Origin of the sequence: Actinocorallia sp. API 0066 (assembly GCF_020991275.1) — a bacterium.
Taxonomy (GTDB): domain Bacteria; phylum Actinomycetota; class Actinomycetes; order Streptosporangiales; family Streptosporangiaceae; genus Actinocorallia.
Window position 1 is genome coordinate 487,918 of record NZ_JAJLQY010000004.1, and the last position, 22,423, is coordinate 510,340.

Annotated in this window: 23 protein-coding genes and 1 pseudogene; 15 read left to right on the forward strand and 9 right to left on the reverse strand. The window is 70.8% G+C overall.

Annotated elements, in window-relative coordinates; all coding sequences use genetic code 11:
* Positions 1-7 precede the first annotated feature (7 nt).
* Genes LO762_RS13200 through LO762_RS13210 form a run of 3 tightly spaced genes read right to left on the reverse strand, consistent with a single transcriptional unit; the run spans position 8 to position 1,944 of the window.
* A complete protein-coding gene (locus LO762_RS13200) occupies positions 8-736 on the reverse strand; it encodes an SCO1664 family protein (protein ID WP_230614903.1) in 729 nt (242 codons plus the stop codon).
* The gene (locus LO762_RS13205) at positions 733-1,275 is read right to left on the reverse strand and encodes a DUF3090 family protein (RefSeq protein WP_230614904.1); all 543 of its coding nucleotides are present in this window, start codon (positions 1,273-1,275) and stop codon (positions 733-735) included. Before LO762_RS13205 ends, LO762_RS13200 begins: the two co-directional genes overlap by 4 nt.
* A 9-nt stretch (positions 1,276-1,284) precedes the next feature.
* A complete protein-coding gene (locus tag LO762_RS13210; protein WP_230614905.1) occupies positions 1,285-1,944 on the reverse strand; it encodes an MSMEG_4193 family putative phosphomutase in 660 nt (219 codons plus the stop codon).
* Between the two features lie 120 nt (positions 1,945-2,064).
* On the opposite strand from LO762_RS13210, the gene LO762_RS13215 reads away from it, so the two are divergent.
* On the forward strand, positions 2,065-3,033 hold the full coding sequence (locus LO762_RS13215) for a magnesium and cobalt transport protein CorA (protein ID WP_230614906.1): 969 nt from the start codon (positions 2,065-2,067) through the stop codon (positions 3,031-3,033).
* Between the two features lie 4 nt (positions 3,034-3,037).
* Here the strand turns inward: LO762_RS13215 and LO762_RS33480 are convergent, their stop codons facing one another.
* Both LO762_RS33480 and LO762_RS13225 read right to left on the reverse strand, forming a co-directional pair.
* A complete protein-coding gene (locus tag LO762_RS33480) occupies positions 3,038-3,823 on the reverse strand; it encodes an SDR family oxidoreductase (RefSeq protein WP_230614907.1) in 786 nt (261 codons plus the stop codon).
* A complete protein-coding gene (locus LO762_RS13225) occupies positions 3,820-4,377 on the reverse strand; it encodes a hypothetical protein (RefSeq protein WP_230614908.1) in 558 nt (185 codons plus the stop codon). Before LO762_RS13225 ends, LO762_RS33480 begins: the two co-directional genes overlap by 4 nt.
* 126 nt (positions 4,378-4,503) lie before the next feature.
* Between LO762_RS13225 and LO762_RS13230 the strand changes: the two genes are divergently transcribed.
* The 3 genes from LO762_RS13230 to LO762_RS13240 all read left to right on the forward strand — a co-directional run bounded on the left by LO762_RS13230 (position 4,504) and on the right by LO762_RS13240 (position 7,787).
* On the forward strand, positions 4,504-5,442 hold the full coding sequence (locus tag LO762_RS13230) for an aldo/keto reductase (RefSeq protein WP_230614909.1): 939 nt from the start codon (positions 4,504-4,506) through the stop codon (positions 5,440-5,442).
* Positions 5,432-7,012 carry an ATP-dependent RecD-like DNA helicase gene (locus LO762_RS13235; protein WP_230614910.1) on the forward strand — a complete coding sequence of 527 codons (1,581 nt, stop codon included), beginning with the start codon at positions 5,432-5,434 and terminating at the stop codon, positions 7,010-7,012. Before LO762_RS13230 ends, LO762_RS13235 begins: the two co-directional genes overlap by 11 nt.
* 160 nt (positions 7,013-7,172) lie before the next feature.
* Positions 7,173-7,787 (forward strand): hypothetical protein, encoded by a 615-nt coding sequence (locus tag LO762_RS13240; protein ID WP_230614911.1) that lies wholly within the window; start codon positions 7,173-7,175, stop codon positions 7,785-7,787.
* A gap of 125 nt (positions 7,788-7,912) precedes the next feature.
* Here LO762_RS13240 and LO762_RS13245 read toward each other — a convergent pair whose 3' ends face one another.
* Positions 7,913-8,650, reverse strand: a complete 738-nt coding sequence (locus LO762_RS13245) for a GntR family transcriptional regulator (RefSeq protein ID WP_230614912.1) — start codon at positions 8,648-8,650, stop codon at positions 7,913-7,915.
* Positions 8,651-8,829: 179 nt separating this feature from the next.
* On the opposite strand from LO762_RS13245, the gene LO762_RS13250 reads away from it, so the two are divergent.
* The 7 genes from LO762_RS13250 to LO762_RS13280 all read left to right on the forward strand — a co-directional run bounded on the left by LO762_RS13250 (position 8,830) and on the right by LO762_RS13280 (position 15,563).
* Positions 8,830-9,204, forward strand: a complete 375-nt coding sequence (locus LO762_RS13250) for a hypothetical protein (RefSeq protein ID WP_230614913.1) — start codon at positions 8,830-8,832, stop codon at positions 9,202-9,204.
* Positions 9,205-9,215: 11 nt separating this feature from the next.
* A complete protein-coding gene (locus LO762_RS13255; protein ID WP_230614914.1) occupies positions 9,216-10,235 on the forward strand; it encodes an NAD(P)-dependent oxidoreductase in 1,020 nt (339 codons plus the stop codon).
* A 27-nt stretch (positions 10,236-10,262) separates the two neighbouring features.
* On the forward strand, positions 10,263-11,009 hold the full coding sequence (locus LO762_RS13260) for a hypothetical protein (protein WP_230614915.1): 747 nt from the start codon (positions 10,263-10,265) through the stop codon (positions 11,007-11,009).
* A 9-nt stretch (positions 11,010-11,018) separates the two neighbouring features.
* Complete coding sequence (locus LO762_RS13265) at positions 11,019-12,338, forward strand: hypothetical protein (protein WP_230614916.1); 1,320 nt, start codon at positions 11,019-11,021, stop codon at positions 12,336-12,338.
* Between the two features lie 12 nt (positions 12,339-12,350).
* Positions 12,351-13,421: an NAD(P)-dependent oxidoreductase gene (locus tag LO762_RS13270; RefSeq protein WP_230614917.1), complete on the forward strand. Its 1,071-nt coding sequence runs from the start codon at positions 12,351-12,353 to the stop codon at positions 13,419-13,421.
* Entirely contained in the window at positions 13,411-14,580 is a 1,170-nt protein-coding gene (locus tag LO762_RS13275; protein ID WP_230614918.1) for a DegT/DnrJ/EryC1/StrS aminotransferase family protein, read from the forward strand. The genes LO762_RS13270 and LO762_RS13275 overlap by 11 nt, the downstream gene beginning before the upstream one ends.
* Before the next feature lie 104 nt (positions 14,581-14,684).
* Entirely contained in the window at positions 14,685-15,563 is an 879-nt protein-coding gene (locus LO762_RS13280) for a glycosyltransferase family 2 protein (RefSeq protein WP_230614919.1), read from the forward strand.
* Between the two features lie 86 nt (positions 15,564-15,649).
* On the opposite strand, the gene fabI is transcribed toward LO762_RS13280, so the two are convergent.
* Both fabI and fabG read right to left on the reverse strand, forming a co-directional pair.
* Positions 15,650-16,438, reverse strand: coding sequence for an enoyl-ACP reductase FabI (gene fabI / locus LO762_RS13285; protein ID WP_230614920.1), 789 nt, complete (start codon positions 16,436-16,438; stop codon positions 15,650-15,652).
* Between the two features lies 1 nt (position 16,439).
* Positions 16,440-17,144, reverse strand: coding sequence for a 3-oxoacyl-ACP reductase FabG (gene fabG, locus LO762_RS13290; protein WP_230614921.1), 705 nt, complete (start codon positions 17,142-17,144; stop codon positions 16,440-16,442).
* A gap of 176 nt (positions 17,145-17,320) precedes the next feature.
* Between fabG and LO762_RS13295 the strand changes: the two genes are divergently transcribed.
* Positions 17,321-18,823 (forward strand): TldD/PmbA family protein, encoded by a 1,503-nt coding sequence (locus LO762_RS13295; RefSeq protein WP_230614922.1) that lies wholly within the window; start codon positions 17,321-17,323, stop codon positions 18,821-18,823.
* A complete protein-coding gene (locus LO762_RS13300; protein ID WP_230614923.1) occupies positions 18,820-20,169 on the forward strand; it encodes a metallopeptidase TldD-related protein in 1,350 nt (449 codons plus the stop codon). Before LO762_RS13295 ends, LO762_RS13300 begins: the two co-directional genes overlap by 4 nt.
* Before the next feature lie 45 nt (positions 20,170-20,214).
* Here the strand turns inward: LO762_RS13300 and LO762_RS13305 are convergent, their stop codons facing one another.
* Positions 20,215-20,430, reverse strand: a complete 216-nt coding sequence (locus LO762_RS13305) for a dodecin (protein ID WP_230614924.1) — start codon at positions 20,428-20,430, stop codon at positions 20,215-20,217.
* Between the two features lie 144 nt (positions 20,431-20,574).
* On the opposite strand from LO762_RS13305, the gene LO762_RS13310 reads away from it, so the two are divergent.
* Together LO762_RS13310 and LO762_RS13315 are read left to right on the forward strand one after the other, a co-directional pair.
* The gene (locus LO762_RS13310) at positions 20,575-20,919 is read left to right on the forward strand and encodes a DUF3099 domain-containing protein (RefSeq protein ID WP_230614925.1); all 345 of its coding nucleotides are present in this window, start codon (positions 20,575-20,577) and stop codon (positions 20,917-20,919) included.
* 90 nt (positions 20,920-21,009) lie between these two features.
* A pseudogene (locus tag LO762_RS13315) lies at positions 21,010-22,106 on the forward strand (RNA-guided endonuclease InsQ/TnpB family protein).
* The last annotated feature ends 317 nt before the right edge of the window (positions 22,107-22,423 follow it).

Genomic DNA, 22,423 nt, shown 5'->3' on the forward strand with positions numbered 1-22,423 from the left:
GCGGACCTCACATGGGGGGCCAGGGGACGGCGGGCCAGTCCTCGGGCGGGTAGGGGTGGACTTTGTGCTTCAGCATGAGATCCACCCGGTGGCGGGTCGCCTCCACCTCGGTGGGGGTGATGTGCCCGGTGAGCCGCTCGGCCAGCGTCCCGTCCAGCTCGGCCCGCACCTTCGCCAGCGCCTGCAGGGCGAGCGGCTTCAGCGGCTTGCCCCGCCACTGCCACAGCACGGTGCGCAGCTTGTAGTCGGTGGAGAAGGTGACGCCGTGGTCGCAGCCGTGGACGTGCCCTCCCGGCACCGGAAGCAGGTGCCCGATCTTGCGGTCGGCGTTGTTCACCACCGCGTCGAACACCGCGACCCGCCGGACGGCCGGGTCGTTGGCGCGGGACAGCGCCACAAGGTCGACCTCCGGATCCGGCTCGATCCACAGCTGGACCATGCCGGGCCCGTACGGGCCGTCCCGGTGCACGGTGGGCGGCACGACCCGCAGACCCATCGCCTGCGACACCAGGTAGGAGGCGACCTCACGGCCCGCGAGGGTGCCGTCGGGGAAGTCCCACAGGGGCCGCTCGCCCGCTATCGGCTTGTACACGCACTTGGCGCGCACCCCGCCGAGCTCGATGTCACAGCGCAGTGTCGCGTTGGACGCCTGGACGATGCGCCCTTCGACGGTCATCTCACCTTCGGTGAGCAGTTTCTCCGCCGCCACGGAGTCCTCCGCCAGGGACCGCGTCATATTGTCCTTAGATGCCCGTTCTGCCGGGGGCAGACGTGGCCCGCGGCGTCCAGGGGAAGGCCGCACAGCGGGCACGGCGGACGGCCCGCCGCGACGAGGCGCAGCGCCCGCTCGGCGAACGCGCGGGCCCGCGCCGCGCTCAGCGACACCCGCAGCGTGTCGCCCTCGGGGTCGGGCTCGCCCGCGTCGGCCTCGGCGGACTCGGCGGCCTCGATGATCACCAGCTCGCGTTCCGGATCCCAGGCCAGCGACAGCGACCCCACCCGGAACTCCTCCTCCACGGGCAGGTCGAGCGGGGAGTCGTCGCGCAGCGCCTCGGGGGTGAGCGCGGGGACGTGCGCGACGCCGCCGCTGCGCCGCAGCACCTCGTCCAGCAGCTCCTCCAGGCGTTCGGCGAGCAGCCCGACCTGGAACTTCTCCAGGCCGACGCTCGTGGTCCTGGCGCCGTCGCGGGCCTGGAGGTAGAACGCCCGCTGTCCGGGCTGGCCGATGGTACCGGCGACGAACCGGTCCGGCATGTCGTAGGAGATGACCGGCATGATCCGACCCTACGCGCCGCCGCCGACCGGTGCGTCACCGCTCCCCGGGTTGGGCGGGACGAGCCCGGCCACCGATCCCCCGGTGTCGTTGAGCCGCGCCAGGAACGGCCGCAGGGCGGTGTACCGGATCACCGTGAGGGACGCGGGCTCGACCTGGATCCGCTGGAACTGGTCGAGGTGGAGGCCGAGCGCGTCGGCGGTGATCGCCTTGATGATGTCGCCGTGCGAGCAGACCGCGTAGACGGCCTCCTCGCCCAGCCGCGCGTTCCACTCACGGACCGCCTGGACGGCCCGTGCCTGCGCCGCCGCCAGGGCCTCCCCGCCGGGGAACACCACGGCGCTCGGATGGGCCTGGACGACCTTCCACAGGGGTTCCTCGGCCAGCTCCGAGAGCTTCCGGCCGGTCCAGTCGCCGTACCTGACCTCACCGAACCTGTCGTCCGTCTCCAGGGCGAGCGCACGGCCCGCCAGGACGGCCCCGGCCGTCTCCCGGCACCGGTCCAGGGGGGAGGACACGACGGCGTCCAGGGGGAGCCCGGACAGCCGCGCGGCGAGCGCCTCGGCCTGGGCCCTGCCCCGCTCGTCCAGGGGCACGCCGGGGGTCCAGCCGGTGAGGACGGGCCCCGTCTGCGCGGTCAAACCATGACGGATGAGAAGAACTGTCGGCACAACCCTCACTCTATGCGTCCCCGCCCCTCCCCCGGCGGGGATCCCCGACCGCCGATACCCACAGGATCGTGGCGTCCGGGACTCTGGGCACGGAGCGGGATCTTGCCGGATACTTGCCGGGTGATCGTCGACTCCGCGATATACCGCGACGGGTTCCGGGAGAGCCCCGCCGGGGACGTCGCCACCGCGCTCGCCTCCGTCCGGGACGACCCGGGGGCGTTCCTGTGGATCGGGCTGCACGACCCGGCGCCCGCCGAGTTCGACGAGGTGGCGCGGGAACTGCGGCTGCACCCCCTGGCCATCGAGGACGCCACCGAGGGCGACCAGCGGCCCAAGCTCGAACAGTACGACGACGCGTTCTTCATGGTCGTGAAGACCGTCTCCTACACGCGGCCCACCGAGGTGACGGTCGGCGAGATCATGCTGTTCGTCGGCGCCGACTACGTGGTGACGGTCAGGTACGGCGCGGCCAACCCGCTGAAGGCGGCCCGCGCGAGGCTGGAGGACGATCCGAAGCTCCTGTGCGAGGGTCCGGGAGCCGTCCTGTACACGGTTCTCGATGAGATCGCCGACACCTACGACGTCGTCGCGCACCAGATCGAAGCCGACATCATGGACCTGGAGCGCCGGATCTTCACCCGCAGGGGCGGCGACCACACCGAGGACATCTACACGCTCAAACGCGAGATGCTCGAGTTCCGCACCGCCGAGGACCCGCTCCTGCCCGTCATGCAGGAGCTCGTCAAGGGCAGGGTGCGGCTGTGCGCGGACCTCGCCGACAGGTTCCGCGACGTGCAGGACCACCTGCTGCGGATGGACCAGCAGGTCGACGCGCACAACGAGCTCATCACCAGCGTGCTCACCGCGCACCTGGCGCTGCTCGGCAGGCAGCAGAACGAGGACGTCCGGAAGATCTCGGCGTGGGCGGCGATCCTGGCGCTGCCGACGATGATCGCCGGGATCTACGGCATGAACTTCGAGCACATGCCGGAGCTGGAGTGGAGGTTCGGGTACCCGCTGGCCGTCGCCGTCATGGTCGGCGCGTGCTTCCTCCTGCACCGCAGGTTCAAGCGCAGCGGCTGGCTGTAGCGGCTCACATCGGCGCGGGGCGGCGCGGGTGCACGATCGCGTCCGTGCCGCCGTCGGCGACCACGACGGAGCCGACGAGCAGCGACGCCGCGTCCGACAGCAGGAACGCGACGAGCGCGGCGACCTCCTCGGGCCTGCCGGGACGGCCGAGGGCGGTCGGGTAGGCGTCGGCGAACACGCCGAGCACGGGGTCGGCGCGCAGCGCGTCGGTCATGGCGGTGGCGATGAGGCCGGGCGCGACCGCGTTCAGCCGGACGCCCGCGCCGATCCACCGCGCGGTGACGGCCTCGCGGCGCAGCCAGTACGCCAGGGCGGCCTTGGTCGCCGGGTAGACCTGGACGGCGTCCACACCTTCGACGGCGGCCCGTGCGGCGTCCTCGTCGCCGTCCAGGCACGCCCGCGCGACGTCCACGGGCCAGCCCGGCTGGCAGGTGACGGAGTTGGACGACAGCAGCACCACCGACGCGCCGCCCGCCGCCGCGAGTTCCGAGCGCAGCCCCTCGACGAGCCCGACCGCGCCGAAGTGGTTGACGGACACGACGAGCGCCGGGTCCACGCCGGTGAGGCCCGCGACGCCCGCGCACGGGACGAGGCCGTGCACGACGCCCGTCCGCGCCCGCACGCCCGCGACGGCGGCGGCGCGGCCCTCGGGCGTCGCCAGGTCCGCGACGACGTCGGCGTCGCGCAGGTCCACGGTGATGACGGTGTCGCCGTCCGCGCGCAGCCGGGCGGTGGTCGCCGCGCCGATGCCGGACGCCGCGCCGCTCACCACCACCGTGCGCGCGCTCACTCGGCGACCAGCCGGGGCTCGTAGGGCGCCAGCAGCGCGGGCCACAGATAGGCGGCGGCGTCCGGGCCGAGCCGGGTACGGATCCGTTCGATCGTGCCGCGCGTCGGCAGCGCCAGCGTCACCACGAGCGGGTAGCCGCACACGAACGCGAGCGCCATCGGCGCGAAGGAGTCGGCGGCCATCGCGAGCGGCAGCCCGGCCAGCACGACGCCCTCGGTGAGCGCGAACCGCAGGAACAGGGCGCCGCGGAACGCCTCCGACACCCGCTGCGCCGCGCGTCGCGGGTCGTGGGTCGGCGGGAGCGGCAGCGGGAGGCGCGCGGCGAGCCACAGCGCGACGAGCGCGAGGACGGGCACCGCGGCGGCCGACCACAGCGGCGGCGTGTCCAGCGTGTGCGTCTCGATCCTGATGATGAACGGCGACAGCGCGAGCACCACCACCGGCACCGCGCTGAGCAGGAGGAACGACCGGCGCAGGCGTCCGAGCATGGACGGTGTGCGCAACGAGGCGAGGTACCCCGGGTCGTCCTGCGGGCCGACGGTGTGATCAACCACAGCCGAAGGGTAGCCTGTGACGGGCGATACCGACAGACACCGGGCGCAACGGACACGCGGGCCCGAGGTGCGCACGGGCACACTCCCCCCGTCGGTGTCAGCGGGACGCTATAGCCTTGAGGACTCATGGAGCATCGTCAGCTGGGCCGCAGCGGGCTCATGGTGTCCCGCCTGGGGCTCGGCACCATGACGTGGGGCGAGGGCACCGACCCCACCGAGGCGGCCGGGCAGCTCAGGGCGTTCGTCGCCGCGGGCGGCACCCTCGTCGACACCGCCGACGTGTACTGCGACGGGCGCAGCGAGCAGATCCTCGGCAGCCTCCTCGGCTCCGTCGTGGACCGCCACGAACTCGTCCTGGCCACCAAGGCCGGGCTCACCCCGCACGGCTACGACTCCTCGCGCCGCCACCTGCTGTCCGCGCTCGACCGCTCGCTGGACCGGCTCGGCGTCGACAACGTCGACCTGTGGCAGGTGCACGCGCACGACCCCAACACCCCGTACGAGGAGACGCTCGCCGCGCTCGACGAGGCGGTCTCCTCCGGGCGCACCCGGTACGTCGGCGTGTCCAACTACAACGGCTGGCAGCTCGCGACCGCCGCGACGTGGCAGCGGTCCTGGCCGACGCGCTGCCCCATCGTGTCCGACCAGGTGGAGTACTCGCTGCTCCAGCGCGACCCCGAACGCGAGGTGCTGCCCGCCGCGCTCGCCTGCGGCACGTCCGTCCTCGCGTGGTCGCCGCTCGGCCGCGGCGTGCTGACGGGCAAGTACCGGCTCGCGATCCCGGTGGACTCCCGCGCGGCGCGCGACCGTCTGGAGGACTTCGTGGCACCGTATCTCGGCGAGCAGAGCGCCCGGATCGTCGAGTCCGTCGCCACCGCCGCCGATGGGCTCGGGACCACCGCGCTCGCGGTGGCGCTGGCCTGGGTCCGCGACCAGCCGGGCGTCGCCGCACCGCTCGTCGGCGCCCGCACCACCGTCCAGCTGAAAGCCGCGCTGGCCGCCGACGACCTGACCCTGCCCGACGAGATCCGCGACGCCCTGGACGACGTATCCGATGTCCTCTGACCTGCTCGGCCTGCCCGAGGCCCTCGCCGACCGCGCCCACGCCCACCTGGGCGGCGACGCCGCCGCGCTGCTGCGCGGCGACCCGTGGGAACTGCTGCGGGTGCCGGGCGTCACGCCCGCGCAGGCCGACGCGTTCGCCCGCGACGTCCTCACCGACCCCGACCCGCAGGACCCGCGGCGCGGCCGCGCGCTCGTCGCGCACCTGCTCGCCGAGGCGGCCCGGCGCGGCGACACCGCGCTTCCCGGCGCCGAGGTGGTGGCGGCGCTGCGCGGGCTGCGGATCGCCGACCCGTTCGCGGCGGTGAACGCGGCGCTCGACGAGGCGCGCGTCATGCTGTTCCTGGAGGAGCCGGATGTTCCGGACGACGCCGAGGAGCTGCCCGACCCGGAGGAGTGGCTGGCGCTCGCGCGGTACGGGCTGGCCGAGGAGACCGTCGCGGAGGGCGTCCAGCGGCTGTCGGCGACAGCCCCGCCGTTGGAGGCTTCGGCCGACGGGGAGGCGGCGCGGCAGGCGCTGTTCCACGGCGTCAGCGTCGTCACCGGGCCGCCCGACGGGGTGCTGGCGGAGCTCGCCGCGACCGGGGTGCCGCTCGCCGTCGCCGCCGTCACCGCGACGGCCGCCGCCGAGTATCCGGGCGCGGTGAGCCTGCACCGGCTCCTGGAGGCCCGTGAGGGCCACGGAGGGCTCGGCTACGCGCGCGGGGAGCAGTGGCCCCTGGACGCGGCGCTCGTGGCCGTGGTGGGCGCTGAGGCGCTCGACGTGGAGGCCGCAGCCGCGCTGGTCGAGGCGTGCCCGGACGGGGCGCATCTTGTGCTGTTCGGGGATGTCGATGGGCTCGCTTCGTTGCGGCCCGGTCGGGTGCTGGCGGATCTCGTCGCTTCGGGCGCGGTGCCGGTGACGGCCGTCGCGCCCTCGTCGGGGCCGCTTTCCGAGCTCGTGTCGGGGGTGCGGGGCGGGGGGCTGCCCGTGGTGGCCGCGCCGGACCGGGAGGTCGTCGTGGTGCCCGTCAAGGACGGCGCCGAGGCGGCGCACCGGGCCGGGCAACTGCTGACGGACTCGATTCCCCGGGCGCTCGGGATTCCTTCCGACTCGGTGCAGGTGCTCACCCCTGGGCTGGCCGGGACGGCGGCGTTCAACGCCTCGTTGAAGGCGGTCGTCAACCCTGGCGCCGGCGTGTGCGGCGGGTTCGACGTCGGGGACAGGGTGCTGGTGGCGGTGCCGCTGGAAGGCGCGCCCGCCGGCGAGACGGGCACCGTGACGGAGGCAGACGCTTCCGGGCTGACCGTGGCGTTCGTCGACGGGAAGGTCCGGGTGCCGCGCGCTCTCGTCGCCCGGCTGCGGCACGGATGGGCGATCCCGGTGCAGCAGGCGGCCGGTACGCGGTGGCCCGCTGTCGTCGCCGTCTTCCCCTCGGCGTCGGGGCTGTCGGGCGCGCTGCTGCTCACCGCGTTGACGCGGGCGCGGACGCACCTGTCGATCGTGACGGCCGCCGGGCCGGGGCTCACGCGGGCCGCCGCCGACCGGACGCCGCCCGCCCGCCGCACCCGCCTCGTCGGCCTCCTCACCTGACGGGCCGTCCGCTGAGCCCGGCGGGGCCGGCGGGGTCGGCGGGTACCCGCGACAGAATCCGATTCGTTTTCTTGTTGCGCATACGTGACTTGGGCGCCGTCGATCCGTTAAATAAGGCGAAAGGGATCACTTTCTCCCACCCCGCCCCCCGAGGAGGAGCATGCACCCCGGACGACGTCCCTCCCGCCGTCTCGGCGCCGCGACCGTCCTTGTCTCGACAGGTGCCCTGCTCGTACTGTCGGCCACCCCCGCCGCCGCCGACGAGAAGGGCTGCGTCAAGGGCGTCGACCCCAAGACGACGATCGAGAACATCACCTGCCAGTGGAACAACAACGTCGAGCACATCAAAGACCAACTCGACACCCTCCAGGGCAAACCCCCCAAGGAGGAGCCCAAGCCGAAGCCCTCCCCCAGCATCAACAAGGGCAAAGCCGAAGAGCCCAAGCCCAAACCCAAAAAGCCCAAACCCGCCCCCCCGGCCCCTCCAACCCCCGCCTCCTCCCGAGTCCCCCTCCCCCAGTCCGCCTACACCGCCCCCCTCCCCGCCCCCACCACCCCCGACATCCTCCCCGAACCCCAGGTAGCCGAAGCCCCCACCACCACCCTGGCCCTCCCCCCCACCCACATCATCTCCCCCGCCTCCGCCACCACCCCCGCAGGCAACCCCACCCAGGCCCTCTGGACCGCCGCCGCCACCGCCGCCGTCACCACCCTCGTCATGGCCCACTTCACCATCCTGGGCGCCCACCTCCGCCGCCCCACCCCCCACCGCTGACCCACCCGCCCCACACCCCCGACCCACCAGCCCAGCCCAGGCCCCAGCCGCCGGAGAGGCCGCGCAACACCCACAGATAAGGGCCCGGCCACGACACCCCGGGCCCACTCACCACCCATCGCGTGCTAGGTCAGTGGGTATTCGCCTGATAGCTCACGACCAGGACCGAGGTAGTCCCGCGCGTACTCGGTGACGTCGCCGTGCTGGTCCCAGTAGTAGTTCGTCATGGTCAGCACGACGTCACCCTCACCCACACCGAGGACCGGCGCCACCTCGCCCGGCACCGCCTCAACGGACACCACGTCGCGGCGGTGGACCGCGCGGCGTTCCGTCCGTTCCTCGATGAGACCGAATGTCATCTTCGGCAGGGGATCCGTGGAGACGAGCTCCGGCGCGGCGGCCGCCAGTTCCCCGGGCAGCCACGAGGTCGAGACGGCCACCACGCCCTCGTCGTCCCGGTAGACACGCTCGCGCCGGATGACCGGCGTGCCCTCTTCGACGCCGAGGGCTTCGGCCACACCGGCCGGAGCCGGAACCAGTGACGCGCCGAGGATCTCCACCCGCTCACCGGCCCGGTAGCCGCTGCCCGTGGCACGCAGAAGCTGAAGCCGGTCAGGCCCGGTCGTCTGCCGCGCCGCGAGGGTCACGAAACTCCCCTGGGACGTGGACCTGACGAGCCCTTCACTCTGAAGCAGCTTCAGCGCCTTCGCCGCGGTCGCCGTAGCCACCGTCCAGTCCTGCGAAAGCCTGGCGACGGAAGGCAACTGCCGCCCCTCCTCCAGCCGCCCTTCCAGGATCGCCTTCCGATAATGATCGGCGATCTGCAGATAGGGCGGCCGACTCCGCTCAATCCGAGGCGACACCACACTCCCCCTCATCTACTAGCTCACATCCACCCTACCCAGAAATCCCCCGTTGCCAACGCATACTAGCATGCGTAGAGTGTTGCATACTAGCTCGCGGCCCGCCAGCGGACTAGTACGCCGAGTCGAGCGGGAATCGCTTCCCATCAGGGCATCGCGTCGATCTTCAGGAGGTTCACATGCAGGCCGACAACGCTGGCGGGAGGTTGCGCCCCGCGAACGCGAACCGTCCCGCCACCGTGTCGGGGCAGGAGGCTCAGGAGGCCGTGCGCCACCTGCAGTCCCTCGCCGACACGCTGAGTTCCTGCGGACTCCACACCCACGCCGAGTTCGTCGGCGAGCTTCCGACCCTCGTCGTCGCCAACCCCCGCAGCCCCGCCGCGGCGACGCTCTCCGGCGTCGCGCTCAACGAACGGATCTCCGCCAAGCGGCGAAACGGCTTCTGGACCTGGTGCTGGTCATGGGGCGACGAGGTCGCGCCCATCACCGAACCCGCGAAGGCCGCCGACCGTATCTGCCACGTACTGCACATGCCCACCCCGGATGAGACGTGAAGGAGGGCATTGTGCCTCTGGATGAGCTGGCGGGTGCTCGGGTGCTGGTCACCGGTGCGGGAGGGCTGATCGGGTCGCGTCTGACGGCGCGGCTTCGGCAGGTCGGTGCGTTCCCGGTGTCGGTCTGCAAGTTCGACGCCTACCCGATCGCGGTCTACCTCGAACACTTCGGAATCTCGACCGACGACCACGACTTCCACGTAGGGGACGTCGCGGAGCCGGGGCTGGTCCGGCGGGTGATGCGTGGCTGCGACTACGTGATCCACGCCGCCGCGCTGGCGGACGTGGCCGCATGCACGAGGCGGCCCTTCGACGCGATCAAGACGAACATCGTCGGCACACAACGAGTGCTGGAGGCCGCTGCCGCGACGGAGACCGTACGGCGTGTCGTGTTCGTGTCGTCGGCCAGCGTCTACGGGAACCGGACCGCGCCGTCAGGAGAATTCTCCGAAGAGGCCGCGCTCGCGCCGCTGTCGGTATATGGCTCAAGCAAAGCGTGGGGCGAGTTCCAGACGGCCGCCGTGCTCGCTGAGGCGGGCCTCTCGCACACGATCGTGCGCTACTTCTCTGTCTACGGCGAGCCGCAGACGGTCAAGGAGAACTCCCACTCCTGGGTCGTCGCCTGGTTCTGCATGCGGGCCTCCCTCGGACTGCCGCTCCAACTCAACGGAGGCGGCCACCAGGTACGCGACTTCGTGCATGTAGACGACATCGCCGTGGGCACCTTGCGGGCATTGATCGCGCCAGCCGCCCACAACCAGACGATCAACATCGGTAGCGGGCGCGGGACCACGATCCGGGAAATCGCCGATCTCGTCCGTCTCCACTATCCGGATGTCCCGTTCGCCCACACGCCGCTCCCGCCCGGCGACCCTCTCGGCGGGTTCGCCTCGACGCGGCGTATGGCCGACCTCCTGGAATGGCGGCCCGAGGTCACCGTCGCCTCGGGGGTGGCGCGCTACGCCGCGTGGCTCGGCACCCATCCAGCTGCCATCCCGGCATGGCTGAGCGAGCCAGTTCCACACCGCTGAGCTCTCAACCGACCTAGGAGGCCGCCAGTGCGCGCCGGACCCACGGAATCCCTTCACGAACTGGCTCGCTCGGGACGGCTTCCCGAACACCAGAAGATGGACCTGCCCACACTCGCGTGGATCGAAGACCATGCGCCGCGCGACAGCGCCGCGCCCCCTCTCCTCGCGGAGCCACCGGCACCGCTTTTTCCCGACCTGGCGTGGTTCGCCGAACCCCGCCAGGCGGACGGCATACACGGACTCCTGCATGGAGCCCGTGTATGCATGATCGCGGAGCTCTTGGCTGAGCGATACGGCATGGGCGAGTCACAGACGGCGGCGCTCCGGCTCGCCGCCGCCGTTCATGACTGCCGTCGCGTCAACGATCGAGCCGATCCGGGCCACGGCGGTCGAGCGGCATCGTGGCTTCTACGCAATCACGAGGAGTTGACCGGCGCGGTCGGCGGGGTCTTGACCGCTGCCGAGATCCGCGCCACGAGCACGGCCGTCAGGCTGCACGACATCGACTACCCGGCGTTCTCCGCTGAACAGCTACGGGCTTACCGGGCGGCCGAGCAGCTGATCGATGTGCTGAAAGCCGCCGATTGCCTGGACCGGTACCGGCTGCCCAGTCGCAGATGGTGGCCCGACATGTCCCGACTTCGCGTTGGCGTCCCGGAATGGATGTGCCGGGTCGCGTTCGGCCTCGTGGTCGCCAGTGAACGGGCGCACCTGGCCGGGGCGTCGCCCGCCGAAGCGATCCACCACGCCCGTCGATCCGTCTTCGACGTCTGAGGAGACCGCGTGAACATCGCATGGGAGAACGCGCACACCGGTTACGGCCCCGACGCTGACCGTCCAACGACGCCGGGCCGTCTGGCGGTCAGCGAGGCGCAGTGGCGACGGCGCCTGGAAGAGACGCCGAACGGGTGGATGCTGCGGGCGGGGTCCCTGTTGGAGGGCATGACCAGCGGCAAGCCGGTCCATGTCATGCACACGACCACGTACCTGAAGGAGATTCGTCGGAGCCGCCAGCTGTACCAGGCCGCCGGATGCCTGGTCGGAGCGCTCTACGGAGCGCCTCTCACGCCGGAAGGGAGCGGCCTCCGACCGCACAACCTGGGCACCTGGCTCCTTGAGTCCAAGCCCTGCACCCACACGCTCGTCTTCGAGATCACGCCGGAACGACCCGTTCCCGCCAAGGGCGTCAACTACCTCCGTCTCGGCGAGGCACACCTTCAGATATATGAGGCGTACCGGGACTTCTTGACTCCTCCCGAAGACCAGGCATTCAGGCAGGACGCCATACTCCGCGTCAACCAGGCAGCCCCGTTCCTTGATCGAATGATGGCGATGGCCCTGGGGGAACTCCCATGCCCAAGGCACTTCCTCGACGAGCTGGCGCGAGCCGTACCGGTCGTCCCCTTCCTCGGATATCTCTACTTCGAGGTCGTCGCCGAGTACCTGATGCTGCACTCGACCAGCGCAGCGACGAAGGCATGCGGCGAGAGCGGGGAGCTGAACAACCGGCTGTACAAGCAACTCGCCTTCTCGGCCGTCGAGTCGATGGGGCACCTGTTCGACCTCGCCCTGTTCAGCCCTGGCCGGGACCGGCTTCTCGAACTGGTCGCCAGCGTCGAACCGACGCTGGCAAGCCACGTCGTCGCCTACGTCGGTGAACGACTCCCGCATGTGTTCGCCACCGCGGCGCTCGCGCTGAAGCGGGACGCGGCGTCGGTGACGTTCCGCGGCGCCACCTACGCGAGGCTCGCGCGGGACGCGCCCGGGCTGCTCGGTCAGACGTTGTTCCGCCTGATGCGGGCGGGTCCCCGCTATCCGCAACTGTTCCCGGTCTTCGAACAGGCGAAGGCGACCGGCGTCTCGGCTTACTGGAACACCGAGGCGATACCCGTCCCGTTCAACGGGGTGATCCCCAAGGGCGAGGTCGGCGTCAACCTCGCCTGGCCGGGCGGTGCGCGGACCTGGATCGCCGAGCGATGCCCCAGCGGGCTGCTGCGTCCGACCGAAGAACTCGACCTGACCTTCGTCCCCCGGCTGGCCGACCTGCGAGAGACCGCGCTCGGCCGGGCCCGCTTCGCCCTCCCCCGTCCCGCTGACTACTGAAGGAGAGTTTCCATGCACGTCGTGCTTCTCGGCGGCGCCGGATACATCGGCACCGTCGCCGCCCCCCGTCTCGTCAGCTTGGGCATGCAGGTGACCGTGGTCGATGGGCTGGTCTACCGGCGCGCCGAAGATCCCCGCTGCCTCCTCCCGTCCGCCTGTCGCTTCATTCACGCCGACCTCCGCGACCCCGACGTACTCAGCGAGGCGCTCGCCGGGGCGGACGCGGTGGTCCACATGGGCGGACTCGTCGGAGAGCCGGCCTGTGCCGTGGACGAACGCCTGTCGGTCGAACTGAACTTCAGCTCACCGGTCATGGCGGCGCACACGGCCCTGGCCTGCGGGGTCCCGCACTATGTCCTGTTCTCCTCATGCAGTGTCTACGGGCGGCACGAGGAGACGGTCACCGAGGACACCGAGCCCCGCCCGCTCGGCGTCTACGCCCGCACGAAGGCCCTCGCCGAGCGGCACGTCACGCACGTCCTGCGCGACCAGGCGGACGTGACCACGTTGCGGCTGGCGACCGTCCACGGCGCGTCCCCGAGGCAGCGCCTGGACTCGGTCGTCAACCGCATGGCCGCACAGGCGGCGGCGAGGGGCCGCGTCCCCCTCAACGGCGGCTCCCAGCGCCGCCCACTCGTCCACGTCGCCGATGTGGCCGCCGTGCTGGCCGCTGTCCTGGAACGCCCGGCAGGACGCCGGACGCTGAACGTCGGGTCGGACCGGGAGAACCACACGATCAGACGGATAGCCGAGACCGTCGCCGAACTCGTGCCCGGCACGGTGATCGACGTTGGTCCCGAGCGCGACGAGGCAGACGCTCGGGACTACCGCACGAGCTTCGCCCGGCTCGGGGCGTTCGCACCGGACACATGCACGACTCCCCTCACGACGGGCGTGTCCGAGATCGCCGAAGCCCTGGCCACCCGGCAGATCACCGACCCCGATCACCCCGAGTACGACAACCTCAAGGGCCTCAGGCTCCGCCACGCGACCGGCCGACTCCGCGCGCTCAAGTCGCCCGAGCTGAACCGGCTGCACGACCTCTACGCCCGCGCGACCGTGGACGGCGACCGTGGCCGTTGACCCATCGCCGATCCCGGAGATCCCGTGGAACCGGCCGTCATTGGGCGACGACGAGATCACCGAGGTGGTAGACACCCTCCGGTCCGGGTGGCTGACCCACGGCCCCAAGGCCGCCGCCTTCGAGGACGCCGTCAGGACCGACCTCGGTGCCGAGGACGCCTTCGCGGTGACCTCCTGCACCGCGGCCCTCCATCTCGCCCTGCTCGCCGCGGGAGTCGGCCCGGGCGACGAGGTGATCACTCCGAGTCTGACCTTCTGCGCTGCGGCGAACGCCATCCGCCAGGTGGGCGCGCGTCCCGTCTTCGTCGATGTCGAGCCGACGACGCACAACCTCTCGCCCGAACTGACCGAGAAGGCCGTCACGGCGAGGACGAAGGCCGTCATCGTGATGCACTACGGCGGACACCCGTGCGATCTCCGGCGCTTCCGGACCCTCGCCGACGATCGGGGACTTCTCCTTGTCGAGGATGCGGCCCATGCGTTGCTCGCCCGGAGAGACGGTTTGCGCGCCGGGAGCGTCGGCGATCTCAGCACCTTCAGCTTCTACGCCAACAAGGTCATCACCACCGGTGAAGGCGGCATGCTCGTCGGGCGCGCGGATCTGGTCCGCAAAGCTCGATTGCTCGGACGGCACGGCATCGACTCGTCCGTCTGGCAGCGGCACACCGAGCGCCGTACCGCCGACTACGACGTCGCCGTACCGGGCCTCAAGTACGTGATGTCCGACCTCGCCGGGGCGGTCGGCCTGCGGCAGTGGCACAGGCTCGCCGACTTCACCGCCCGGCGTGCCGAGATCGCAGACATCTACAGCAGGGCCCTCCGGGCGTTGCCGGGGCTTTCGACCCCGAAGGTGCTGCCGGACACCGAGCCAGGGTGGTTCCTCTATTCGATCTTCATTGACGCCGGGTACGCCCCGGTGGACCGGGACGAGGTCGCGTACCGGCTCCGCACCGAGCACTGCATCTCCACGAGCAGGCACTTCCGGCCCGTCCACACGCTGCGGGCATTCGCGGACGAGGACAACCCGCGCCTTCCGGTCACCGAGGTCGTAGCGGCTAGGCAGTTGTCCCTGCCGTGCTACCCGGCGATGACAGACGACCAAGTCCAGCGCGTCATCGACGCATTGCGCGTGATCTGGGGAAACAGGATGGTGCCGTGAGTGGCATTGGCTAAGCTGGCTCATCCAGAAGATGAATCCCGGGCGGCTGGCGGGTGGCCGCCGAGTGGACGATCTTCGAGCGGTGAGCGACCAGAGGCGATTCCTTGAGCGAGCGAAGCGTGCGGCCGAGTGTCGGGGCGGTCGTGCTGACGATGAACGACCGGGTCGAGGAGTTCCCCGCAGCCATGCGCTCGCTTCTTGGGCAGGAAGGCGTGGAACTGGACGTGGTCGTCGTAGGCAACGGATGTGTTCCCGCGCTGGTGCCGGACGGCGTCCGTACCGTCGAGCTCGCCGAGAACGTCGGCATCCCCGAGGGGCGAAACGTCGGGGCCTCGAACGTCAAGGGAGACTATCTGTTCTTCTTCGACAACGACGCCGTCCTACCGACGACGGACGTCCTGGCTCGGCTCGTCGCCCAGTTCGCCGCCGAGCCGAGCCTGGCTTACGTCCAGCCGCGCATCCGTGACCCCCGCTCCGGCGTGACGCTGCGCCGCTGGGTCCCCCGCCTGCGCGCGTCCGACCCCGATCGCGGTGGCACCGTGACCGTCATGGCCGAAGGGGTCGTCATGGTCCGCCGTGACGCCTTCGACCAGGTCGGCGGCTGGCCCGGTGACTTCTTCCTCTTCCACGAAGGCGTTGACCTCGCCTGGCGCCTCTGGGACAACGGCCGCACCGGCGCGTACGCCCCCCGGATCGTCGTCCACCATCCGGCCACCGACCCCGCCCGCCACACCCTCTTCTACCGCCTCAACGCCCGCAACCGCGTCTGGCTGGCCCGTCGCAACCTCCCCGCTCTCCTCATCCCGCTCAACCTCGCCACCTGGATCGTCCTCACCCTCACCCGCTTCCGCGACCCCAGCGCCCTACGCGCTTCTCTCACCGGCTTCACCGAGGGACTCAGGACTTTCCCAGGGCCCCGAACCCCGATGCGCTGGACCACCGTCCGCAAACTCACCCGCGCAGGCCGCCCACCCATCTTCTGAACCCCCGATGTCCGGGCTTCTGGTCTGGGTCTTCCTGGAAAAGGGAGAGGCCCGGCTGGGGGCCGGACCTCGGGAGGGGGTGGGGGTCAGTCGAACTGGCCGCCCATGGCGTGGACGCCGCCGTCGACGTGGATGATCTCGGCGGTGGTGGCGGGGAACCAGTCGGAGAGGAGGGCGACGGTGGCCTTGGCCGTGGGGACGACGTCGGTGATGTCCCAGCCGAGGGGGGCGGACTTGGACCAGCCCTCGGTGATGCCCTCGAAGCCCGGGATGGACTTGGCGGCCATCGTGCGGATCGGGCCGGCGGCGACGAGGTTGAAGCGGACGCCGTCCTTGCCGAGATAGCGGGCCAGGTAGCGGTTGGCGGACTCCAGCCCGGCCTTCGCGACGCCCATCCAGTCGTAGACCGGCCAGGCGGCCTGCGCGTCGAACGTCATGCCGACAACGGAGCCGCCGCCCTTCATCAACGGAAGGCACGCCATCGCGAGCGACTTGTAGGAGAACGCCGAGATCTGGACGGCCGTGGCGACGTCCTCCCACTTGGTGTTGAGGAAGTTGCCGCCGAGCGCGTCCTGGGGGGCGAAGCCGATGGAGTGGACGACGCCGTCGATCCTGTCCCAGCCGTGCGCCTCCACGCTCGACACGAGCCCGTCGAGGTGCTCGGGGTTGGTGACGTCCAACTCGATGACGGGCGGCGGGTTGTCCGGCCCGGTGGGCAGCTTCTTGGCGATCCGCGCGGTGAGCGTCGGCCGGGGGAACGCGGTGAGGATGATGTTGGCACCCTCCTCCTGCGCGAGCCGCGCGACGTGGAACGCGATCGAGGCGTCGGTGAGGACGCCCGTCACCAGGATGTTCTTGCCTTCGAGGATGCCCATGTCAGTGCCCCATTCCGAGTCCGCCGTCGACCGGGATCACGGCCCCGGTGATGTAGGAGCCGCCGTCGCCCGCGAGGAACGCGACGACCTTCGCGATCTCCTCCGGCTCGGCCTGCCGCTTCAGCGGGATGTTCTCTTTGATCGTCTTCTGGAGCTTCTCGGGCAGGTCGGCGGTCATGTCGGTGTTGACGAAGCCCGGCGCGACGACGTTCGCGGTGATGCCGCGCGAACCCAGCTCACGGGCCATGGACCGGGCCATGCCGACCATGCCCGCCTTGGACGCCGCGTAGTTGACCTGCCCGCCGGAGCCCGCGAGGCCCACCACGGAGGAGATGAAGATGACGCGGCCCCTGCGCAGCTTCATCATGCCCTTCACGGCGCGCTTGGCGACGCGGAAGGAGCCGGTGAGGTTGGTGTCGAGGACCTTGCTGAAGGAGTCCTCGCTCATGAGCGCCATGAGGTTGTCGTCGGTGACGCCCGCGTTGGCGACGACGACCTCGACGGGCCCCTGTTCGGCCTCGATCTTGCCGAAGGCGGCGTCGACGTCCGTCCAGCTCGTCACGTCGCACTTGACGCCGAACAGGCCCTCGGGCGGCTGGCCCGACCGGTAGGTGACGGCGACGGCGTCGCCCGCGGCCTGCAACTCCCGGGCGATCGCGAGCCCGATGCCCCGGTTGCCGCCGGTCACCAGCACTGAGCGCGTCATGCGCGAAACCTCCGTTGGGTAGCGAACGTCACATCGCCGCCGACACTACCGGTCCGGGTCGGCCCGCAGAGATGCCGACGACGACAAGATCCGACCCCCCGGTTTGTCCTTCCCGCGCAACGGGTGGCGCGGCCGACACGCATGCCGGAACCGTCCGCAGTCGTTAGGTTCGGGGGGTGCATGAAATCGATCCGGCTTTCACCGCCCTTCCGTTGCGGCGCCTGGCCGACGCCGCGCTGACCCGGGCCCGCGAGCTCGGGGCCACCCACGCCGACTTCCGGCTCGAACGGATCCGCAGCCAGACGCTGCGGCTGAAGGACGCGGTCCTGGAGACGGCGTTGGACGCCGACGACATCGGGCTGTCCGTGCGGGTCGTCAAGGACGGCACCTGGGGGTTCGCCTCGGGGATCGACCTGACGCCCGAGGCCGCCGTCGCGGTCGCCGAGCAGGCCGTCGCGGTCGCGAAGGTCGCCGCGGCGATCAACCGGGAGCCCGTGGAACTGGCCGCCGAGCCCGCTCACGGCGAGCGGCTGTGGGTCTCGGCCTACGACGTCGATCCGTTCACCGTGCCTACGGGCGAGAAGGCCGAGCTGCTGGCCGGGTGGTCGCGCGGCCTGCTGGAGGCGGGCGTCGACCATGTGGACGCGGCGCTGCTCCAGGTGAAGGAGAACAAGTTCTTCGCGTCGCTGGACGGCACCGTCACGACCCAGCAGCGGGTCAGGATCCATCCGCAGTTCACCGCCGTGAAGATCGCCGACGGGGCGTTCGACACGATGCGGACGCTGGCGCCGCCCGTCGGCCGTGGCTGGGAGTACCTGACGGGCAAGGGCTGGGACTTCCCGGCGGAGCTGGCGACGATCCCGGAGCTGCTGGCCGAGAAGCTCGCCGCGCCGTCGGTCGAGGCCGGGACGTTCGACGTGGTGGTGGACCCGTCGAACCTGTGGCTGACGATCCACGAGTCGATCGGCCACGCCACCGAGCTGGACCGCGCGCTGGGCTACGAGGCGGCTTACGCGGGGACGTCGTTCGCGACGCCCGATCTGCTGAACGACCTCCAGTACGGGTCGCCCGTCATGAACGTCACCGGCGACCGTACGGCCGAGCACGGCCTCGCGACGATCGGTTACGACGACGAGGGCGTGGCCACCCAGCGCTGGGACATCATCACCGGAGGCGTGTTCACCGGCTACCAGACCGACAGGCGGATCGCCCGCCTCACCGGGCAGGACCGCAGCAACGGGTGCGCGTTCGCCGACTCGCCGGGCAACACCCCGATCCAGCGGATGGCTAACGTGTCGCTGGCCGCCGACCAGGCCGCCGACGCGCCTTCGACGGACGACCTGATCTCCCGCGTGGAGGACGGCATCTACATCGTCGGCGACAAGTCGTGGTCGATCGACATGCAGCGGTACAACTTCCAGTTCACCGGGCAACGGTTCTACAAGATCAGGAACGGGCGGCTCGCCGGGCAGCTCAGGGACGTCGCCTACCAGGCGACCACGACGGACTTCTGGAACTCCATGGAGGCCGTCGGCGGCGCCCGGACGTACGTGCTGGGCGGCGCGTTCAACTGCGGCAAGGGCCAGCCGGGGCAGGTCGCCCCGGTCAGCCACGGCTGCCCCTCCGCCCTGTTCCGGGGCGTCAACATCCTCAACGCGGTGAAGGAGGCTGGCAAGTGAGGCCACAGGAGGCCGTCGAGCGGGCGCTTTCGCTCTCGACGACGAGCGACTGCGTCGTCATCGCCGAGGAGTCCAGCGGCGCGAACCTGCGCTGGGCGGGCAACACCCTCACCACGAACGGCGTCGGCCGCTCCCGGCGGCTCACCGTGGTCGCGATCCAGGACGGGTCCGTGGGCGTCGTGTCGCGGGCGGGCGCGGGCCCCGCGGAGATCGGCCAGCTCGTCAAGGACGCCGAGGAGATCGCGCGCGGCGCGGAGCCGGCCGAGGACGTCGCGCCGCTGCTGTCGGGGACGCACGGCGACTGGGACGCCGACCCGGCCGTCACCGACATCTCCGTCTTCGCGGGGTTCGCCCCCGCGCTGGGCGAGCAGTTCGCGCGCGCCGAAGAGGCGGGCCACCGGCTGTACGGGTTCGCGCACCACGAGATGAGCACGGTGTTCCTGGGCTCGTCCAGCGGGCTGCGGATGCGGCACGACCAGCCGACAGGCAAGCTGGAGCTCAACGCCAAGAGCGCGGGCAGCTCGGCCTGGACGGGCGCGAGCACCCGCGACTTCACCGACCTGGACGTGCCGGGCCTGGGCGCCGAGCTGAACCGGCGCCTCGGCTGGGGCGACCGGCGGATCGACCTCCCGGCCGGGCGGTACGAGACGCTGCTGCCGCCGAGCGCCGTCGCCGACCTCATGATCTACCTGTACTGGACGGCCGGGGCCAGGGACGCGCACGAGGGCCGGACGGTGTTCAGCTCGCACCCGGTCGGGTCGGAGCTGTCGAGCCTGCCGCTGCGCCTGTACAGCGACCCGAACGCGCCGGGCCTGGAGTGCCCGCCGTTCGCGCTGGCGCTGGCGTCCGGCTCGAACTCGTCGGTGTTCGACAACGGGCTTCCGCTGACGGCCACCGACTGGATCCGCGACGGCAAGGTCAACTCGCTGCTGTCCACCCGGTACTCGGCGAAGCTGACGGGCGCGGCGGCGCCGTCCCCGGAGATCGACAACCTGCTCATGGAGGGCGCTCCCGGCGGCGCGTCCCTGGCGGAGATGGTCGCGCGCACCGAGCGGGGCCTGCTGCTGACGTGCCTGTGGTACATCCGCGAGGTGGACCCGCAGACGCTCCTGCTGACCGGGCTGACCCGCGACGGCGTGTACCTGGTCGAGAACGGCGAGGTCGTCGGCGAGGTCAACAACTTCCGGTTCAACGAGAGCCCGGTCGGGCTGCTCTCGCGGGTGACCGAGACGGGCGCGGCGCGGCAGACCCTGCCGCGCGAGTGGTCCGACTACTTCACCCGCGCGTCGATGCCGCCCCTGCGGATCGCGGACTACAACATGTCGACGGTCAGCAAGGCGTCGTAGCGCCACCCGCCCCGGGGCGCCTTCGCGGTGTCCCGGGGCGTTCACTCATTCGGGGTCCTCAAGGCGGAAGCCGACCTTGAGGGTGACCTGGAAGTGCGCGACCTCCCCCTCGTCGAGCTGGCCCCTGACGTGCAGGACCTCGAACCAGTCGAGGTGCCGCAGGGTCGCGTGGGCGCGCCGGACGCCGTTGCGGATGGCGGCCTCGACGCTCTCGGGCGAGGTGCCGACGATCTCGGTGACGCGATAGGTCCGGTCGGACATGACGATTCCCCTTTTTTCGCCTATCTCCCGACCCTTCCCCAGCTGACCGCGCCTATCCCCGCCGATCCGCCCCCTCCCCCGTTCCCGTCTCCACAAACCCGCCCTCGCCTGGCCGTTCCGGAAGGACAGGCATACCGTGGAGGGGTGAGGCTTCGCACCCGCCGCAAGGCACCCGTCTACACCGTCACCGACGCCGCCCGGCCGCTGTCGGAGGACGTCGCGGACCGGGAGAAGCGCTACCTGATCTCCATGGCGATCCGCACCCTCTGCTTCATCCTCGCCGTGCTCCTCTGGCAACACGTCCACTGGACCATCGGCGCCCTCCTCCTCCTGGGCGCCATCGTCCTCCCCTACGCCAGCGTCATCTGGGCCAACGCCGGCCGCACCCCAGAGAAGCCCGTCCCCCTAGAAGACGGCGTAAGCACCCGCCGAGCCCTTGAGTCAGGAGATGACCCGCATTCCCCCAAAGACGAAGAAATGTCTCCGTGACCAAAGGCACCAGACGGGAACGTCGGCTTTACCCGTTCATGCGCACCTTATTCACGTGGCTGGCGTATCACCTGCGGATAAGATCAGAACGTGCGGCTTCGCTACAACTTCCGGCTTTACCCGACGCCCGCCCAGCAGACCGCGCTGGCCCGGGCCTTCGGGTGCGCACGTGTGGTCTTCAACGACGGACTGCGCGCCCGCCAGCAGGCTCGCGAAGCCGGACAGCCGTACATCAAGGACAATGACCTGCAGAAACAGGTCATCACCGCCGCGAAACGCACAGCTGAACGCGCGTGGCTCGCGGAGGTGTCGTCGGTCGTGCTGGTCCAGGCCCTAGCCGATCTGCACACCGCTTACCGGAACTTCTTCGACTCTGTCACCGGCAGGCGCAAGGGCCGCAAGGTCGCGCCGCCCCGTTACCGCTCCCGCAAGGACGGTCGGCAGGCCGTCCGCCTCACCCGTAACGGGTTCTCCCTTCGCCCCAACGGCCGCTTGTATGTGGCGAAGGTCGGTGAGCTCGAGGTCCGCTGGTCGCGGGACCTGCCGTCCGAGCCGTCCAGCGTCACCGTGATCCGGGAGGCTTGCGGCCGGTACTCCGCCTCGTTCGTCGTCACGACCACTGACGAACCCCTGCCCACGGTGGAGGCAGAACTGGGGATCGATCTGGGGCTCGCGTCGTTCGCCGTCTGCTCGGACGGGACCGTCATCGACAACCCACGCGTGCTACGACGGGCCGAACGCCGTCTGAAAAGGGCGTACAAGGCGCTCAGCCGCAAGGCCAGGGGCTCAGCGAACCGGGCGAAGGCTCGTGCCCGGGTCGCGAAACTTCACGCGAAGGTCAAGGACACGCGCCGTGACCATGCGCACAAGCTTTCCACGCAGATCATTCGCGAGAACCAAGCGGTGTATGTGGAGGACCTGTGCGTGTCGGGCCTGGCCCGGAGTCGGCTCGCGAAATCCATTCACGATCCAAGCCACTGCACGTCAGGCGGTGGACGTGCGCGGCGTGCGGCCGTACGCACGATCGGGACGTCAACGCGGCGAAGAACATCCTGGCCGCCGGACGGGCGGACAGGCTAATCGCCTGTGGAGCGCGGGTGAGACCAGGAGTGATCCCGGCACCGCGCGACGAAGCAGGAACCCACCTGAGCACCGCATCGGCGGAGCAGGAGGAATCCCCGGCCTGAAAGCCGAGGAGGACGTCAAAATCTCTTGACTCAACCCGGGGGGTTTCGGTGTACGATTTGTACCTGACGCTCCGGTCCCCCGTCGGGGCGTCCGTTCCGGTGTTCCGGGCCCCCGTCGGAACACCGATGTGCGGCACAGGGAGGGTTGCCCCCGTATCCTCCCTGTGCCGCTTTCTTTGTGTCGCGGCGGAATCGGCGGCGGCGCGCTTCGGGGGGATTCGACCGCAGGGCCGAAGGTCCTTCTTCCCGCGCGGCTTTGGGCTCTGTGCCGGTATCGGCCAAGCCGGAAGGCTGTGGGCGTCGAAGCAAGGAGGATC

Excerpts from the sequence above, each read along its gene's own strand:
- LO762_RS13200 (WP_230614903.1), bottom strand. The coding sequence starts at position 736 with ATGACGCGGTCCCTGGCGGAGGACTCCGTGGCGGCGGAGAAACTGCTC.
- LO762_RS13205 (WP_230614904.1), bottom strand. The coding sequence starts at position 1,275 with ATGCCGGTCATCTCCTACGACATGCCGGACCGGTTCGTCGCCGGTACC.
- LO762_RS13230 (WP_230614909.1), top strand. The coding sequence starts at position 4,504 with ATGGAGCATCGTCAGCTGGGCCGCAGCGGGCTCATGGTGTCCCGCCTG.
- LO762_RS13235 (WP_230614910.1), top strand. The coding sequence starts at position 5,432 with ATGTCCTCTGACCTGCTCGGCCTGCCCGAGGCCCTCGCCGACCGCGCC.
- LO762_RS13240 (WP_230614911.1), top strand. The coding sequence starts at position 7,173 with ATGCACCCCGGACGACGTCCCTCCCGCCGTCTCGGCGCCGCGACCGTC.
- LO762_RS13250 (WP_230614913.1), top strand. The coding sequence starts at position 8,830 with ATGCAGGCCGACAACGCTGGCGGGAGGTTGCGCCCCGCGAACGCGAAC.
- LO762_RS13270 (WP_230614917.1), top strand. The coding sequence starts at position 12,351 with ATGCACGTCGTGCTTCTCGGCGGCGCCGGATACATCGGCACCGTCGCC.
- fabI (WP_230614920.1), bottom strand. The coding sequence starts at position 16,438 with ATGGGCATCCTCGAAGGCAAGAACATCCTGGTGACGGGCGTCCTCACC.
- fabG (WP_230614921.1), bottom strand. The coding sequence starts at position 17,144 with ATGACGCGCTCAGTGCTGGTGACCGGCGGCAACCGGGGCATCGGGCTC.
- LO762_RS13305 (WP_230614924.1), bottom strand. The coding sequence starts at position 20,430 with ATGTCCGACCGGACCTATCGCGTCACCGAGATCGTCGGCACCTCGCCC.